The following is a 16,596-nucleotide window of genomic DNA, read 5'->3' as shown; positions in this document are numbered from 1 at the left end:
TCTCCGGTACGCCTGCGGCTTGCAGTTGCGCAATTCGACGGCGATGCCGACCTGCTTCTTGGCATCGTTAATAGTGTTTCATGCACCGATTGGGTACGCGTGCAACCCAGTCAAAGGCTAGGCCCGAATGGAGTCTGGCCTGATATGACAAAGCCCGATCCAGCTTGAGCGCTGGATCGGGCTTCTTGTCTTGCCGCGTGGGCGTTATGCCGCCAGCGACTTCGCGTTGGGCATGCTGAAGCCCGATTTCTCCAGCTCGGCGCACAGGGCGTCCGCCTGGCTCTTTTCCAGTTCGACCAGCGGCGCGCGCACGTGGCGCCAATCGGCATCGCCCGATTGCCACGCGATGGCGGCCTTCATGGCGGGGATCATGGGATAGCGCTGGAAGATGGCGCGCGTGGTGTCCAGGCCGGCCTGGCGCTGGTCGGCATCGGCGTCCTGCCAGTGCTTGAACAGGTCCACGATGGGGCCGGGATTGACGTTGCCGGTGGCGGTGATGCAGCCCGCGCCGCCGCCGCGCAGCGTGCGCAGCAGGAACACTTCGCTGCCCGCGAACACCTGGAAGCCGCGCGGGGCGTGGCGCTCCAGCATGGCCGAGGTGTTGGCCCAGTCGCCCGAGCTGTCCTTCACGCCGGCCACGATGCCGGGATAGCGGTCGAGCAGGCGGTCGATCAGGTCCAGGCTGATGGGCACCTGGGCCACCGGGGGGATGTGATAAAGGAAGATGCGCAGGCGCTCGTCGGCCACGCCTTCGATCAGGCCCGCGAAGTAGCGGAACAGGCCTTCGTCGCTGACGCCCTTGTAGTAGAACGGCGGCAGCACCAGCACGCCGGCGCAACCGGCCTGCACCGCGGTGCGGGTGAGTTCGATGGCGTCGGGCAGCGCGCAGGCGCCGGTGCCGGGCATCAGCGCCGAGGGTTCGACGCCCGCTTCGAGCAACGCGGCCAGCAGCTTCTGCTTCTCGCCGACGGCAAGGGAGTTGGCTTCGGAGTTGGTGCCGAACACCGCCAGGCCCACGTCCTGTCCGCGCAGCCAGCGGCAATGCTTGACGAAGCGTTCGGTGCTGGGGCGGCCCTGGGCGTCGAACGGGGTGAGGACCGGCGAGAAGACGCCGGAAAGACCTGCGGAATGGGGCATTGCGACAGTCTCCATGACAATGACGGCGGCGCGGGGCCGCTGCAGACTTCGATTCTGGCACCATGTGTGCTTGCGCGAAAAGCTGTTTGTACAGCTTTCAGAACATAGGATTATTGGTGTCTCGTTGCGCTGCAACGAGAATGCCGGACAGGTGAGCCGGCCAGGCGTGCGTGCCGGGCCGGCGTATTCACCGGTTCGCGCACCAGGAGGAAGACATCCATGGACACACAGTTCCTGCAGAGTTTTGTGTCGGTGGTCGAGGCAGGCTCGCTGGCCGAGGCCGCGCGCCGGCTCGATCTGACGCCCGCGGCCATCGCGGCGCGCGTGCGCGCGCTGGAGCAGGATCTGGGCACGCCGCTGCTGCGTCGCGCCGGGCGTCACGTAAAGCCTACCGAGGCGGGTTTGCGCATGCTGGAACGCGCGCGCCTGGTGCTGCGTGACGTGCGCGACCTGCGGGCCAGCGCCAGTGACGACGCGCCGCTGGGCGAATTGCGCGTGGGGGTGTCGGTGTCGGCGCTGACCGGCGTGATGCCGCCCGTGCTCACGCGGCTGTATCGCCGCTATCCCTCACTGAGCGTGTATGTGGAACCAGGCACGTCCAGTCACCTGTATCACCGTACTGTCGGTGGACACGTGGACGTGGCTTTTATCGTGCAACCGCAGTTCGCGTTGCCCAAGGGGTATGGATGGCGCACGATCGTCGAAGAACCCTTGGTGGTACTGGCGCATCCCGACGTCGCCACCAACGACGCGCATCAGTTGATGTCGCAGCAACCCTTCATCCGCTATGATCGCGCGGCGTGGGGCGGGCGCATGGCTGATCGCTACCTGCGCCAGCACGGCATCCGGCCGCATGAACGCCTGGAGATCGATGGGTTGATGGCCATCGCCAGCATGGTGCGCGAAGGGCTGGGCGTGTCGTTGGTGCCGGATTGGGCGCCGGACTGGCTGGACAGCATCGGCATCGCGCGCGTGCCGTTGCCCGATACGGCGCCGGTGCGCCGCATGGGGGTGATCTGGGCCACGCAGACGCCGCATGCGACGCTGTCGGAGGCCTTCGTGGAAGCGACCGAGGCGGCGATGAGCGATGCGGGGGCGCATGCGCCGGGAGATATACAGGCGCCTTCGCATCAAAAATGAGTGAATTTCGAGTTTTCATCGAATTTCATCCCTAGAATGAGAAAAATTCGATAACGCTGAAAAAATTTCGAGTCCTTCATGCAAACCGTGGGCTATGCACAGCTGATTGAGCGTCTCGGGCTTCGTGTGCGTCCGTTGATAAAGCGTGCCTTCATCAGTGGATCAGTCAACCGACGAATGGGCACGGCTGATCAAATCGTCTTTCCACGTGGTGTTGCCATTGAGGACTCAATAGCGGGGCATCTGGACTTCGCCTTGCGTCATGAGGGCGTGAATCTCGAAGTCGTCGACGCGTTGTTCACGCAATGGCGCGAACCTGCGCAATTGGCTGATCGCTTACGGGATTCGCCGAACAGTGCGACCTTGAGAAAGGCATGTCATTTGTGGGAGTGGTTGACCGGGAATGCCATGGTCATTGAGGCTTCCCCCACAGCAGGGTATGTCGCGCTTTTTCCCGAGGATGATTACGTCACGGCGCAGCAACCCATGCGGGACCGAAAATTCCGCGTGAACAACAATGGGCTTCGTGTATCTGCATCCGTTTCTGGATGGCAATGGTCGGCTACACCGCTTCTTCATTCATCACGTGCTGGCGAATTCCGGGTTGTTGCCTGGCGCCACCGTGGTGCCCGTCTCAGCGGTAATCCAGAAGCACATTCCTGACTATTTGGGCGTTTTGCAAGGCTTCTCGCAGCCAGTGACCCGGTTGTGGGATTACGTTCGGGCCGAGCCTGACCCGATCATCCGCGCCCATCCCGGAAGCAGTGCTTACCGCTTCTTTGATGCGAGCCGTGAAGTGGCGTTTCTTCACCGCATGATCCGGCACGCCGTGGAAGAGGAGATTCCCAGCGAATTGGCTTGGCTGGCTGGATACGACCAGGCTTTCGCGCAGTTGGATCAGGAATTCGATCTTCCTCGGAAAGATCTGTCCGCGCTCATCCGGATGGCGCAATCGCATCATGGACGATTGTCCGGCCATCGGCGCAAGCAATACAGCCATCTTCCCGCTAACGTCATGGATCGGATCGAACTCGTTGTGCAGCAGGCTTTTGGTCACTCAGTGATCAACGACGCCACCGATGATGATCAAAAATGAGTTTTTTCTGGGAGAAATTAGAGAAAACTGCAAAAAATGAGTTTTTTTCGAATCTCGTGAGTTTTTCTCGAAGATTTCCCGGTCATCCACGCCTGTCTGGTGGATGTCAGGGCCGCCCCATACGGTAATCCACCGACCCCGGCCGTCCTTCCAGATGCAGCGTCGCCGTGGCCGGCGGGGTCTCGGCAATCAGCTTGCCCCCACGCCACACCTTCAAACGCGTCGCGCCCAGGCGCACCGCTTCGACCGGATCGCCGGCCTGCAGCAGCACCATGTCCGCGCGCTTGCCCACTTCCAGGCCCGTTTCATCCAGGCCCAGGATGGCCGCGGGCGTGGACGTCACCGCCTGGAAACAGGCGTGCATGGCATCGCGGCCCGTCATCTGCGCCACGTGCAGGCCCATGTGCGCGACTTCCAGCATGTCGCCCGAGCCCAGGCTGTACCAGGGGTCCATCACGCAATCGTGGCCGAACGCCACCGGCACGCCGGCCGCCAGCAGTTCGGGCACGCGCGTCATGCCGCGGCGCTTGGGATAGGTGTCGTGGCGGCCCTGGATGGTGATGTTGATCAGCGGATTGGCGATGGCGGCGACGCCTGCCTCGCGGATCAGCGGGATCAGCTTGGACACATAGTAGTTGTCCATCGAGTGCATGGACGTCAGGTGCGAGCCGGTGACGCGGCCTTGCAGTCCCAGGCGCTGCGCCTGATAGGCCAGCGACTCGATGTGGCGCGACAGGGGATCGTCGGTTTCGTCGCAGTGCATGTCCACGCGCAGGCCGCGTTCGGCGGCCAGTTCGCACAGGATGCGCACGGACTCGGCGCCGTCGGCCATGGTGCGCTCGAAATGCGGGATGCCCCCCACCACGTCCACGCCCATGTCCAGCGCGCGCTTCAGGTTCTGCAGCGCGCCCGGCGAACGCAGCACGCCGTCCTGCGGGAAGGCGACCAGTTGCAGGTCGAGGTAGGGCTTGACGCGTTCGCGCACGTGCAGCAGCGCTTCCGTGGCCAGCAGGCGCGGATCGCACACGTCCACGTGCGAGCGGATGGCCAGCAGGCCCCGGCCCACGGCCCAGTCGCAGTAGGCCAGCGCGCGCTCGACCAGGGCTTCCTGGGTCAGCAGCGGCTTGAGTTCGCCCCACAGCGCGATGCCTTCGAGCAGCGTGCCCGACTGGTTGACGCGCGGCATGCCGTACGACAGCGTCGAGTCCATGTGGAAGTGCGCGTCGACGAAGGGCTGCGACAGCAGTTGGCCGGCGGCGTCAACGGTCTGGCCAGCAGGGCCTTGCAAGGCAGGCTCGATGGCGGCGATGCGGCCATCGACGACACCGACGTCCACGGGACCGCGCCCGTCGGGCAACGTGCAGCGGGTAATGAGCAGGTCAAACATGAAGCGGCACCTCGAGGATCAGCGTTCGCCCTTGCGATAGGGCTTCATCAGCGCCTGCGGGTAGGCGGCGCGGCGCGCCATCACCACCAGGGCGAGGATGGAAAGAATATAAGGCAGCATCAGGTACACCTGATACGGCAGTTCGGGCAGGCCCGGCAGCGACGTGGCGCCCTGCTGCAGGCGCAGCTGCAGCGCGTCGAAGAAGGCGAACACCAGCGCGCCCAGCAGCGCCTTGCCGGGCCGCCACGAGGCGAACACCACCAGCGCCACGCAGATCCAGCCGCGGCCGTTGACCATGTTGAAGAAGAAGGCGTTGAAGGCGGCCAGCGTCAGGAAGCTGCCGGCCAGGCCCATCAGCGCCGAGCCCGCCACGATGGCGCCGGTGCGCAGCTTCGTCACCGACAGGCCCTGGCCTTCGGCGGCGGCGGGGTTCTCGCCCACCATGCGGATGGCCAGGCCCAGCGGCGTGCGGTTCAGCCCCCACGCCACCAGCGGCACGGCGGCCAGCGCGATCAGCGTCATCGGCGTCTGGCCGGCCAGCGTGGGGCCGACCAGCGGGATGTCCGCCAGGAACTTCATCTCGGCGAAGGGCTGGATGGTGGGCGGCGTGTTCACGCTGGGAAACGTGACGCGATAGGCGAAGTAGCTCAGGCTGGTGGCCAGCATGGTGACGCCCAGGCCCGATACGTGCTGCGACAGTCCCAGGCCCACGGTCAGGCCCGCGTGCAGCAGGCCGAACACGGCGCCCGCGGCGGCGGCGGCCAGCAGGCCCACGTACAGCGGCGCGCCCAGGTACACCACCAGCCAGCCGCTGAAGGCGCCGGCCACCATGATGCCCTCGATGCCCAGGTTCAGCACGCCGGCGCGTTCGCACAGCAACACGCCCAGCGTGCCCAGGATCAGCGGCGTGGCCAGCCGCAGCACGGCCACCCAGAATGCCGCGGAGCCCAGCAGGTCTATCCATTCCATCTCGGTTTCCTCAGCGTACGCGGCGCACGCGGTACTGCGCGAACAGCGTCGCCACCAGCATGGCCAGCAGCGCGACGGCGACGATGACGTCGGCGATGTAGTTGGGCACGGCCACGGCGCGGCTCATGCTGTCCGCGCCCACCAGCATGCCGGCCACGAAGATGCTGGCCGCCACCACGCCGATGGGATGCAGGCCCGCCAGCATGGCCACCACCACGCCCGTGTAGCCGTAGCCCGGCGACATATCCAGCGTGACGTAGCCGGTGCGGCCCGCGACCTCGATGGCGCCCGCCAGGCCGGCCAGCGCGCCCGACAGCATGGCGGTGCACAGCATCACGCGCTGCACCGGCAGGCCCAGGAAGCGCGAGGCGTGCGCGTTGGCGCCCACCGACCGCATGTGGAAGCCGAACACGGTGTAGCGGTTGACCAGCCACAGGCCCACGGCCAGGCCGACGGCCCACAACAGGCCGGTATGCGCGCGCGTGCGCTCGATCAGCTTGCCCAGTTCCAGGCTGCCGTCCAGCGCGACCGATTGCGGCCAGCCCATCGCCATGGGGTCTTTCATCGGGCCGTCCAGCATCATCGACACGAACAGCAGCACGATGAAGTTGCCCAGCAGCGTGGTCACCACCTCATCGACGCCGAAGCGCGATTTCAGCAGCGCGGGAATCAGCAGCAGGAGGGCGCCGGCCAGCGCGGCCGCGGCCATCATGCCGGCGAACAGCACGGGCGTGGGCAGGTCGAAGGCGGCGCCGCCATGCATGCCGCCCACCGCCACGGCCGCCAGCGCGCCCATGTAGAGCTGGCCTTCGGCGCCGATGTTGAACAGCCGCGCGCGGAACGCCACGGCGCAGGCCAGGCCGGTCAGCATCAGCGGCGTGGCGCGCGTCAGGGTCTCGGACAGCGCGAAGCGCGAGCCGAAGGCGCCGTCGAACAGCAGCGTATAGGTCTGGCCGACGGGCGCGCCGGCCCAGGCGACCAGCAGCATGCCCACCAGCAGGGTGCAGGCCACGGCGGCCAGCGGCGCGATGGCCTGCGCCAGCCGGCTCGGGTCGGCGCGGCGTTCCAGGGTCCACTTCATCATTGCAGGGTGTTTTCCTTCGAGGGCGCGCCCGTCATGGCCAGGCCGACCGTGGCCGGCGTCCATTGCGACGTGGGCCGTACGTCCACCAGCTTGCCGCCGCACAGCACCGCGATACGGTCGGCCAGCGCGAATATCTCTTCCAGGTCTTCGGAGACCAGCAGAATGCCGGCGCCGCGCGTGCGTGCGGCCAGCAACTGCTCGCGCACGTACGCGACCGCGCCGATGTCCAGGCCCCAGGTGGGCTGGTCGGCGACGATGAAGCGCGGCTCGCGCAGCAGCGCGCGGCCCAGCACCAGCTTCTGCATGTTGCCGCCCGACAGGCTGCGCGTGCGCACGTCCAGCGAGGCGGCGCGCACGTCGAAGCGCCTGGCCAGGGCCTGGGCATGCTGGCGGCCGGCGCGCGCGCGCACCAGGCCCCAGCGGGCGTAGCGCGGATCGTGCAGGTCTTCGACGATGGCGTTTTCCCACACGGGGTTGTCGCCGATCACGCCTTCATGGTGGCGGTCTTCGGGGATGCGGCCCACACCCGCGACCGTCCAGCCCGCTGGCGACGACGGCGCCAGCGCGTGCTCCGCGCCCAGCCGGATGGTGCCCTCCGACGGTTGGCGCAGGCCGGTCAGCAGCGACACCAGCGCCTGCTGGCCGTTGCCGGCCACGCCCGCCACGGCGACGATCTCGTGCGCGTGGATGGTCAGGTCCAGCGGATGCAGCAGCGGCACGGCATCGCGCGATTCGCGCACGCCGACCTGCGACAGCGTGATCACGGGGGCGGCCTGCTGCGACGGCGTGGCGCCCTCGGCGCGCGGCAGCACGACCTTGCGGCCCACCATCAGCTCGGCCAGTTCGGCCGCGTTGGTGTCGGCGGTATCGCGCTGGGCCACCAGCTTGCCCTGGCGCAGCACGGCCACGCGCTGCGACACGGCCATCACCTCGTCCAGCTTGTGCGAGATGAAGATGACGGCCAGGCCTTGCGCCACGAACTCGCGCAGCGTGGCGAACAGCGCCTGCGATTCCTGCGGCGTGAGCACCGCGGTGGGTTCGTCGAGGATGAGGACGCGCGCGCCGCGGTACAGGGCCTTCAGGATCTCGACGCGCTGCTTTTCGCCCACCGACAGCGTGCCGACGCGCGCATCCGGCGACACCGACAGGCCGAAGCGCGAGCCCAGCTCGGCCAGCCGCGCGCGCGCCTGGCGCCGGGCCGAGGCCAGGCGCCACAGCGGCTCGGTGCCGACCATCACGTTGTCCAGCACCGTCATGTTGTCGGCCAGCGTGAAGTGCTGGTGCACCATGCCGACGCCCGCGGCCAGCGCCGCGTCGGGCCGGCCCGGCGGCAGGGGCTGGCCGAAGACTTCGATACTGCCCGCGTCGGCCACGTAATGGCCGAACAGGATGGAAACCAGCGTGGATTTGCCCGCGCCGTTCTCGCCCAGCAGGGCCAGCACCTGGCCCGGCGCCAGCGTCAGCGACACGTCGTCGTTGGCGGTCAGGCTGCCGAAGCGCTTGGTGATGCCCGTCAGGCGCAGCGCGGCGGACGGCTGCGTCATTTGGCGGTCGACTTGGGTTCGCTGTCCACGACCTTGACCGTGAAGCTGCCGTCCAGGATGGCCTTCTGCCTGGCGGCCACCTTGGCCATCAGGTCAGCGGGCACCTTGCCTTCGAACGTGCCCAGCGGCGCCAGTTCGGAGCCCTTGAACTTCATCAGCGAGTACTGGCCATAGTCTTCGGCCTTGAACGTGCCGGCCTTCACCTGGGAGAGCGCCTGCGTGATGGTGGGCTCCATGTTCCACAGGGCCGAGGCCACGACGGTTTCCGGATACTGCTGCTGCGTGTTGACCACGTTGCCGATGGCCAGCTTGCCGCGCTCCTTCGCGGCATCCGACACCCCGAAGCGCTCGGCGTACAGCACGTCGGCGCCCTTGTCGATCATGGCGAAGGCGGCTTCCTTGGCCTTCGGGGGATCGAACCACGAACCGATGAAGCTGACGGTGAACTCGACCTGCGGATCGATTTCCTTGGCGCCGGCCATGAAGGCCTGCATCAGGCGGTTGACCTCGGGGATGGGATAGCCGCCCACCAGGCCGATGCGATGCGACTTGGTCATGCCGCCGGCGATCATGCCGGTGAGATATGCCGGTTCCTGGATGTAGTTGTCGAACACCGAGAAGTTGGGCGCCTGCGGCTTGCCCGACGAGCCCATCAGGAAGGCCGTGCCGGGGTAGTCCCTGGCGACCTTGCGCGCGGCGGATTCGACGGCGAAGGCTTCGCCCACGATGAACTTGTTCCCCTGCTCGGCGTACTGGCGCACCACGCGCTCGTAGTCGGCGTTGCTGACGTTCTCGGAGAAGGAATAGTCGATCTCGCCGCGCTCCTTGGCCGCGTTCAGCGCCTTGTGGATACGGGACACCCACTGCTGCTCGACCGGCACGGTGTAGACCGCGGCCACCTTCACTTTGGCCGGCGCCGCCTGCGCGTGTACGGCGGATGCCGTCAGGGCGAGACCGGCGGCCAGGCCCAGTTTGAGCAGGGCGCGGCGGGCGGATCCGGACGCGGAAAAGGAGAACCGGGAAGTCATGGAAGGGGGCTCCGAGAAGGGACGTTCAATGGGAAAGCGGGCGCATGGCCCGTTCCGATGAAAAGCAAGTTGCATGCCATCGGCGGGGCGCCGCCCGCCCGCGGGGAATGCCGCGATGCGGGGCCGGGCGCACCGCGGCGGGGAATGATACGCCTGTCCATGCCCCATCGTCAGGCGGTTCCGCACCAATAAGGTGCGTGTGCTGGTGCATGTGGCGCGCCGTACCCGTTCCCATACCAAGGGCTTATGTCCCGCAGGCCGGGGCGGGGCCTAGAATGCGAGTCCATTCCAAACGCCACTTTTTCCGCGCATGCCAGACATCCAAACCCTGCTGCAGCACTACGGCGGCTGGCTGGTCTTCTTCAACGTGCTGGCCGAACAGGCCGGCCTGCCCATTCCCGCCTTTCCCATGCTGGTGGCCGCCGGCGCGCTGGCCAAGGGCGTGAGCGGCTGGATCGCGGCGTGGCTGCTGGCGACGCTGGCCTGCGTGCTGGCCGACAGCGCGTGGTACATGGCCGGACAGCGTTATGGCGGCCGCCTGCTGGGCCTGGCGTGCAAGGTGTCGCTGTCGCAGGATTCCTGCATCCGCACCTCGCAGAAGCTGTATCTGCGCGTGGGCGTGCGCTCGTTGCTGGTGGCGAAGTTCCTGCCGGGCGCGGGGGCGCTGTCCACCATCATGGCCGGGCTGACCGGCACGCCCTTCCGGCGGTTCCTGGCCTACGACCTGGCCGGTTCCATGCTCTGGGCGGGCCTGGGCGTGGCGGCCGGCGCGCTGTTCAAGGACGTGATCAGCGACATCCTGGACGTGCTGGACCGCTATGGCCTGTACGGCCTGCTGCTGCTCGGCCTGGCGCTGGCGCTGTACGTGGCCGTGCGCGCGCTGCGGCGGCTGTTGCTGGTGCACACGCTGAAACGCGTGCCGCGCCTGTCCGCCCACGAATTGCTGCGCTGGCAGGCCGAAGGCCGCACGCCCGTGGTCATCGACGTGCGGGCCGGCCTGTCGGACAAGATGCCGCGCATTCCCGGCGCCCTGCTGGCCGACACCAACGTGCGGCTGGCCGATCTGCCCCTGGACGAGGTCCCCGGCCAGATCGTGGTCTATTGCTCGTGCCCCAACGAGATCTCTGCCGCCCGCCTGGCCGCGCGGCTGCATGCCGCGGGTTTCACCCATATCTGGGCGCTGGCCGGCGGCTACGAGGCGTGGGAACGTGCGGCCCGTGAGAATCCGGAGATGGCGCCCGCCGCTTACGGCGCATAATGACGGGCGCGGCCCGGCAGGCGGCCGCGTCATCTCGGAGAATGCAATGCGGATGTTGGTCTTGGGCGCCGGCGGCACCGGTGGATACTTCGGCGGACGCGCGGCGGAAGCTGGCGTGGACGTGACCTTCCTGGTGCGCGAGGCGCGCGCCGGGAAACTGCGCCGCGACGGCCTGCGCATCAAGAGCCCGCTGGGCGACGCCACGCTGGCCCCGCAACTGGCCGTGGCCGGCGACGTGGGCGGCCCCTACGACGTGGTGATGCTCAGCTGCAAGGCCTATGACCTGTACAGCGCCATCGAGGCGATCCGTCCCGCCGTGGGCGAGAACACCGTCGTGCTGCCCATCCTGAACGGCATGCGCCAGTACGAGGCGCTGGATGCGGCGTTCGGCGCGCACCGCGTGCTGGGGGGCCTGTGCCAGATCGTGGCCACCATGGGCCCCGAAGGCGAGGTCGTGCACATGGGCAAGCATGCCAACCTGGTCTATGGCGAACGCGCGGGCGAAGCGCGCAGCGCGCGCTGCGTGGCCATCGAGCAGGCGCTGGCCGGCGTCAACTACACGCACCGCCTCAGCGACGACATCTACCAGGACATCTGGGAGAAATACGTCGGGCTGACCACGCTGGCCGCCGCGACCTGCCTGATGCGCGGCACGATCGGCCAGATCGTGTCGTCCGACGGCGGCGAGGCCTTCATGCGCGCCCTGTTGCGCGAAAGCCAGGCCGTGTCGGCCGCCAACGGCCATCCCGTGCGCCCCGAAGCCGATGCGGCCGCGCTGAAGTCGCAGACCGATCCGGCGTCGTCGCTCACCGCCTCGATGTTCCGCGACCTGAGCCAGGGCGGCCGTGTCGAGGGCGATCACCTGGTCGGCGACATGGTCCGCCGCGCCGACGTGGCGGGCGTGGACGTGCCGTATCTGCGCGTGGCCAACATCCACCTGCAGGTCTACCAGGCGCGCCGCGCCGCCGCGCAATCGGTAACGCCATGACGCGTATCTATCTGGCCGGCTTCGACGTGTTCCTGGCCGATGCCGTGGCGCATGGCGAACGCCTGAAGGCGCTATGCCGCCAGCATGGCCACCAAGGCCTGTTTCCCCTGGACAACGCCGCGCCCGCCGGCATGACGGGCCGCGCGCTGGCCGAATGGATCTATCGCCAGAACACGGCGCTGATACGCCAGGCCGACGTGGTCATGGCCAACCTGGCTCCGTTCCGCGGCGCCGAACCCGATTCCGGCACGGCATTCGAGGTGGGGTATGCCGTGGCGCTGGGCAAGCCGGTGTGGGGCTACACCGACCAGGCCGAGCCCCTGCTCAAGCAGGTGGGCGTGGGCGCCGACCCCGCGGATCCGGCGCGCACGGTGGACGCACAGGGCTATACCGTCGAGGACTTCGGCCTGAACATGAACCTGATGCTGGCGTGCAGCGCCCGCATCGTGGTGGGCGACGCGGCCCAATGCCTGCGTGAGATGGCCCGCTCGCGATGAACGCCCATGGCGTCCGCCGGCCGGCGTCGTTTAAAGAAACGCAAAGTCCGCGGTTTTTCACACGAAAAACGCTCACGCAGGGCTAGGATTCGATAGAACGGCGTTGTACACAGCGTCCATAGGAGGCTGTGGCAGTTGGGGACGAGCATGAAGATACCAGGGTATATCGCGGATGCCCGCACGGCTGCCCGCAACAGGCAACTGTCGCTGTACATGCCTGTGGATTTCATTGACGAACTCGCGGCGGCCGAATCGATCGACGAGATATTGCAGGTCGTCGCCAGGTGGTTCAGGCAGATGTTCGATGCGGACCGGGTGTCCATCGCCTTGCCTTCCGACACCGCCCATCTGCGCCTGGTCGCCCTGGAGGACAAGCGGGCCATCGACATCGATACGCTGATCCCGATAAAGGGCACGATGGTCGGCCGGGTTTTCCGCAAGGCGCATGCCGAAATCTGCAATGGTCTTGCCTCCTCGACAGACCGGGATTGCCTGATTCTGGCGTCCAGCGGGCTGGGATCGTGCCTGGATGCGCCGCTGACCAGCGGCAGCCATTGTTACGGCACGCTCAATGTCGCGCGCCGGCGACCGGACGCCTTCTGCGCACAGGACCAGCGCAAGCTCGAAGTCCTGGCGATGTGGATCGCGACCCTGGTGCGCGTCCATCGCCAGGTCGAGAGACTGACGCACATCTCCGAGACGGACCCGCTTACCCGGATCATGAACCGGCGGGCGTTCACCGACCGTTTCCGGATGCGATGCCGGGACTGGAGCCGGCGCAAGGCGACGCTGGGGTTCGCCGTCATCGACATCGATCACTTCAAGCGCATCAACGATACCCACGGCCACGACGTCGGAGACCTGGTGCTGGTCTCTCTCGGCAAGATGCTCAGCGAGTTCTTCCGGGAAGGGGACCTGGTGGCGCGCTTCGGGGGAGAAGAGTTCTGCGTCCTGATGCAGGACGTCAACGAGGCGAACCTGCTGGCGGCGCTCGAGCGCTTCCGGGTCGCCCTGGGCGCCGCCCGCATCAGGCATCTTCAGGGGGAACTGTCCATCACCGCCAGCATAGGCGCGGTGCTCGTGCTGAAGCCGGAGATCGGCCTGGACAAGATATTCATCAGCGCGGACGCGGCCCTGTACGAAGCCAAGGGCGCCGGGCGCAACCGCGTGCAGCTTGCGGCGGCAATGGACTGAACCTTGGCGGGCCGCCCGTCCGTGCCATGCAATCAGCAGGGAATGACCGGAATCGCGCGCCTGCGCCCTTGCCGGCGCGCGTTCGCGATCAGGCCGCCGCGGTTTCGGCGGCCCGCGTATTGTCGGCCGCCTCGGCGCGCGCGCGCAGATGGCCGGCCAGTTCGGCGATGTGCAGCGCCACCAGGCCGTGCATGGCCGCATAGCGTTCCAGCGATGCGCCGCGCATCATCGTGCCGTCGGGGTTCATCAGTTCGCACAGCACGCCCGCGGGGCGCAGGCCGGCCAGCCCGGCCAGGTCGACCGACCCTTCGGTATGGCCGCGGCGCGTCAGCACGCCGCCCGGCTGCGCGCGCAACGGGAACACGTGGCCCGGGCTGACCAGGTCGGTGCGCCGTGCCTGCGGCGCGATGGCCGCGCGGATGGTGGTGACGCGGTCGGCCGCCGAGACGCCGGTGCTGACGCCTTCGCGTGCCTCGATGGACACGGTGAAGGCGGTGCCGTGGCGCGCGCCGTTGTGGCTGACCATGGGCGGCAGGCCCAGGTTGTCGAGCGTTTCGCCCGGCAGGCACAGGCATACGATGCCGCTGCCGTCACGGATCAGCTGCGCCATCACGGGCACGGTGAGCCTGTCGGCGGCGACGATCAGGTCGGCTTCGTTCTCGCGGTCGGCGTCGTCCATCAGGATGATGGGACGGCCGATGCGCAGGTGTTGCAAGGCGCGCGCCAGCCGCATGGCGAAGGGCTGCGCGTACAGGGGGGAAACGGCGGGGGAAGCAACGGTAGAGGACATTGAAACGCTCTCGCGAAAAAGTGGCGAAGAACGTTTCAGGGCTGTGGACAGCCGTACGCCATGCGCGGCACGGACGCGGGGCGTCCTTGCCGTGGATGGCGTGCCGGCACATCTTCTTTCATCCGGACTGTGACCGTCGGCCCTGGCATCGCACCAGATCTGCTGACCCCGTGATCGGAAAGACCACGGGCGCTCGCGGGCTCGCCGCATTGCGCGGCATACCGCCGGTGGGGAATTTCGCCCCGCCCTGAAGACGTACTGCGGGCCGCAGGATTGCGACCGTGCGGGAATTGTACGCCTGCCGAGGGCGGGATTGCCGGCGGTTGGATGGATGCCTGCGGGGCGGCTTCGTGCCGGGCACCTGGCGGTGTCAAGCGGCTGCGGGTTGCTTTTTCTTCTTCTTTTCGGGCAGCGCCAGCATGGTGCCGCGGCAGGTGGCCGCCCCGCACAGGCAGCGGTAGCCGTCCTTCAGCTTCTTGGTGATGCGGCCGTCCATGACCAGGCCGTAGTCGTAGAACAGTTCTTCGCCGCGCTTGATGTCGCGCAGCGCCACGATGTAGACGCGCTTGCCGCCGGCGCTCTCCTGCGCCTCGCAGTTGGGGGCGCAGGCGTGGTTGATCCAGCGTGCGTCGTTGCCGTTGTCGCCGCCGTCGATGACCTTGCCCGAGCTGATCGCGAAGAAGAACGTGTGGAACGGATCGTCGGGATTGGTGGGATGCCGGCGATCGGCCTCTTCCGGGGTGATGCGGCGGCCGCCGTATTCGATGATGCGCGTGCCGGCGGGAATCTTGCGGGCGGCGAAGACGCCGTTGCCATGCAGCTTGGAGCTGCGCACGGCGTACCACGGTTTGGCGATGTCGGAGGTCATGGGGGGCGGAGTGCGATGGGCGTAGGCGAGCGCCATTATATCGGCGCGCGTATCGCGCCATTGCCCCGCCACAGGCGTATAGTTCCCGCCATCGATTCGCCGTGCCGCTTTGCTCACATCATGATCGTCCGTCCGCGTCCCTCCGCACTGGGCCTGCTCTTCATCAAGCGCGGATCGATCATTCCCATCATCCTGCCCAAGCTGTTGTGCATCCTGGTGCTGTCCTGTGTGATCGGCTGGGTGCATTCGCGCGGCTGGTTCGATCCGGGCCACCTGAGCGCGGTGCCGTTCTCGCTGTTCGGCCTGGCGCTGTCGGTATTCATGGGTTTTCGCAACAACGTCTGCTATGACCGTTGGTGGGAAGGCCGCCGCCAGTGGGGCGAACTGATCGTGCAGGCGCGCAGCCTGGCGCGCGAGTCCGCCGCGGTGCTGGCGCATCCCGAGCCCGAATTGCAGGCACGCCTGGTGCGCCGCCTGATCGCCTATGCCCACGGCCTGGCCGCGCGCCTGCGGGGCGACGTCGACGTGCTGACCGCCGCGCGGCCCTGGCTGGATACCTCGGATATCGAGAGCTGTACGGGCCGGCGCAACGTGCCGGATGCCCTCTTGCGCGCCATCAACGCCGACCTGGCCGACTGCATGCGCCGTGGCGTGATCAGCGACGTGGTCTATCAAGGCCTGGTGCTGCGCGTGGGCGCCTGCGCGGGCGTGCAGGCCGCCTGCGAGCGTATCCAGAACACGCCGCCGCCGTTCGCCTACTCGTTGCTGCTGCATCGCACGGCCTGGCTGTTCTGCCTGCTGCTGCCGTTCGGGCTGGTGGGGGCGCTGGACCTGCTGACCCCGTTGGCCGTGGTGATCGTGGCCTACACCTTCTTCGGCCTGGACGCCCTGGGCGACGAGCTGGAGGAACCTTTTGGCATGGCCGACAACGACCTGCCCCTGCAGGCCATGGCCCGCACCATCGAGATCGACCTGCTCGACGGCCTGGGCGTGCAGCCCCTGCCCGAACCGCTCAAGCCGGTCGATCACGTGCTGATGTAAACCGGCCTATCCGGCCGGCGGCGGCGCCATCAGCGGCAGCCGCGTCTCTTTCAGGCTGCGCAGCACGAACCCCGACTTGCTGTGCCGGATGCCCGGAATGCGGTAGAGCCGCTCGCGCAGCAGCCGTTCGTAGTCGCGCGTGTCGCGCACCGCGATCCGGATGTAATAGTCGTAGTCGCCCGACACCAGAAAGGCCTCCAGCACTTCCGGAATGTCGGACAGCGCGCGGCCGAATTCATACAGCGTCTCTTCGCTGTGGCTTTCCAGCGTGACGTGCACGATGACGGTGTCCGTGTAGCCAAGCTTGGCCGGGTCGATGTCCACGGTATAGCCGCGGATCACGCCCTCTTTTTCCATGCGCTTGATGCGGTTCCAGCAGGGCGTGGGCGACAGGCCGACCAGGGCGCCGATGTCGTTCAGGCTGGCGCGCGCGTTGTCCTGCAAGGCCTTCAGTATCGCCAGGTCGAATTTGTCCAGAGTCATTTTCTTCATTTCCGACGAATCGAGGAAGAATTTACTGCAGTCTGGCTGCTGGTACAGAAAATAAGATAAAAATTCTTCTCATCTGGCCCTAA

The 16,596-nt window shown here is 67.3% G+C and carries 17 protein-coding genes and 1 riboswitch; of the genes, 8 read left to right on the top strand and 9 right to left on the bottom strand.

Going from position 1 to position 16,596, the window contains the following annotated elements:
• Nucleotides 1-204: 204 nt before the first annotated feature.
• Complete coding sequence (locus A6745_RS05165) at nt 205-1,137, bottom strand: dihydrodipicolinate synthase family protein (protein WP_066124467.1); 933 nt, start codon at nt 1,135-1,137, stop codon at nt 205-207.
• Between the two features lie 219 nt (nt 1,138-1,356).
• Here A6745_RS05165 and A6745_RS05160 point away from each other — a divergent pair, with 219 nt between their 5' ends.
• The 3 genes from A6745_RS05160 (at nt 1,357) to A6745_RS29210 (ending at nt 3,373) form a co-directional block, all read left to right on the top strand.
• Nucleotides 1,357-2,277 carry a LysR family transcriptional regulator gene (locus tag A6745_RS05160; RefSeq protein WP_066124466.1) on the top strand — a complete coding sequence of 307 codons (921 nt, stop codon included), beginning with the start codon at nt 1,357-1,359 and terminating at the stop codon, nt 2,275-2,277.
• 78 nt (nt 2,278-2,355) lie between these two features.
• On the top strand, nt 2,356-2,940 hold the full coding sequence (locus A6745_RS29215; protein WP_231885952.1) for a hypothetical protein: 585 nt from the start codon (nt 2,356-2,358) through the stop codon (nt 2,938-2,940).
• Nucleotides 2,822-3,373 (top strand): hypothetical protein, encoded by a 552-nt coding sequence (locus tag A6745_RS29210; RefSeq protein WP_231885939.1) that lies wholly within the window; start codon nt 2,822-2,824, stop codon nt 3,371-3,373. The genes A6745_RS29215 and A6745_RS29210 overlap by 119 nt, the downstream gene beginning before the upstream one ends.
• 106 nt (nt 3,374-3,479) lie before the next feature.
• Here the strand turns inward: A6745_RS29210 and A6745_RS05150 are convergent, their stop codons facing one another.
• From A6745_RS05150 to A6745_RS05130, 5 genes are read right to left on the bottom strand one after another with little or no spacing between them, the layout of a single operon-like run.
• Complete coding sequence (locus A6745_RS05150) at nt 3,480-4,760, bottom strand: amidohydrolase family protein (protein WP_066124464.1); 1,281 nt, start codon at nt 4,758-4,760, stop codon at nt 3,480-3,482.
• Between the two features lie 18 nt (nt 4,761-4,778).
• Nucleotides 4,779-5,729, bottom strand: coding sequence for an ABC transporter permease (locus A6745_RS05145; RefSeq protein WP_066124462.1), 951 nt, complete (start codon nt 5,727-5,729; stop codon nt 4,779-4,781).
• A gap of 10 nt (nt 5,730-5,739) precedes the next feature.
• On the bottom strand, nt 5,740-6,810 hold the full coding sequence (locus tag A6745_RS05140) for an ABC transporter permease (RefSeq protein WP_082852964.1): 1,071 nt from the start codon (nt 6,808-6,810) through the stop codon (nt 5,740-5,742).
• A complete protein-coding gene (locus A6745_RS05135; protein ID WP_066124457.1) occupies nt 6,810-8,357 on the bottom strand; it encodes an ABC transporter ATP-binding protein in 1,548 nt (515 codons plus the stop codon). Before A6745_RS05135 ends, A6745_RS05140 begins: the two co-directional genes overlap by 1 nt.
• A complete protein-coding gene (locus A6745_RS05130; RefSeq protein ID WP_066124455.1) occupies nt 8,354-9,385 on the bottom strand; it encodes a BMP family protein in 1,032 nt (343 codons plus the stop codon). Before A6745_RS05130 ends, A6745_RS05135 begins: the two co-directional genes overlap by 4 nt.
• 310 nt (nt 9,386-9,695) lie before the next feature.
• Between A6745_RS05130 and A6745_RS05125 the strand changes: the two genes are divergently transcribed.
• From A6745_RS05125 to A6745_RS05110, 4 genes are all read left to right on the top strand, one after another.
• Nucleotides 9,696-10,643 carry a VTT domain-containing protein gene (locus tag A6745_RS05125; protein WP_066124453.1) on the top strand — a complete coding sequence of 316 codons (948 nt, stop codon included), beginning with the start codon at nt 9,696-9,698 and terminating at the stop codon, nt 10,641-10,643.
• Between the two features lie 46 nt (nt 10,644-10,689).
• Nucleotides 10,690-11,631 (top strand): 2-dehydropantoate 2-reductase, encoded by a 942-nt coding sequence (panE, locus tag A6745_RS05120; protein ID WP_066124452.1) that lies wholly within the window; start codon nt 10,690-10,692, stop codon nt 11,629-11,631.
• Complete coding sequence (locus tag A6745_RS05115; protein ID WP_066124451.1) at nt 11,628-12,128, top strand: nucleoside 2-deoxyribosyltransferase; 501 nt, start codon at nt 11,628-11,630, stop codon at nt 12,126-12,128. Before panE ends, A6745_RS05115 begins: the two co-directional genes overlap by 4 nt.
• Nucleotides 12,129-12,275: 147 nt before the next feature.
• On the top strand, nt 12,276-13,322 hold the full coding sequence (locus A6745_RS05110) for a sensor domain-containing diguanylate cyclase (protein WP_066124449.1): 1,047 nt from the start codon (nt 12,276-12,278) through the stop codon (nt 13,320-13,322).
• An 88-nt stretch (nt 13,323-13,410) separates the two neighbouring features.
• Here A6745_RS05110 and ribB read toward each other — a convergent pair whose 3' ends face one another.
• Both ribB and A6745_RS05100 read right to left on the bottom strand, forming a co-directional pair.
• A complete protein-coding gene (gene ribB / locus A6745_RS05105) occupies nt 13,411-14,112 on the bottom strand; it encodes a 3,4-dihydroxy-2-butanone-4-phosphate synthase (RefSeq protein ID WP_066124445.1) in 702 nt (233 codons plus the stop codon).
• 106 nt (nt 14,113-14,218) lie between these two features.
• Nucleotides 14,219-14,371, bottom strand: a riboswitch (FMN riboswitch).
• 111 nt (nt 14,372-14,482) lie between these two features.
• Nucleotides 14,483-14,980, bottom strand: a complete 498-nt coding sequence (locus tag A6745_RS05100; RefSeq protein ID WP_066124443.1) for an SET domain-containing protein — start codon at nt 14,978-14,980, stop codon at nt 14,483-14,485.
• Between the two features lie 120 nt (nt 14,981-15,100).
• On the opposite strand from A6745_RS05100, the gene A6745_RS05095 reads away from it, so the two are divergent.
• Complete coding sequence (locus tag A6745_RS05095) at nt 15,101-16,021, top strand: bestrophin family protein (RefSeq protein ID WP_066124441.1); 921 nt, start codon at nt 15,101-15,103, stop codon at nt 16,019-16,021.
• Between the two features lie 6 nt (nt 16,022-16,027).
• On the opposite strand, the gene A6745_RS05090 is transcribed toward A6745_RS05095, so the two are convergent.
• Nucleotides 16,028-16,504 (bottom strand): Lrp/AsnC family transcriptional regulator, encoded by a 477-nt coding sequence (locus A6745_RS05090; protein ID WP_066124440.1) that lies wholly within the window; start codon nt 16,502-16,504, stop codon nt 16,028-16,030.
• Between the last annotated feature and the right edge of the window lie 92 nt (nt 16,505-16,596).

The organism is Bordetella ansorpii (assembly GCF_900078705.1).
In the GTDB taxonomy this organism is placed as follows: domain Bacteria; phylum Pseudomonadota; class Gammaproteobacteria; order Burkholderiales; family Burkholderiaceae_B; genus Bordetella; species Bordetella ansorpii_A.
The sequence above is the reverse complement of the archived record's forward strand: the minus strand, read 5'-3'. Positions and strand labels throughout refer to the sequence as shown.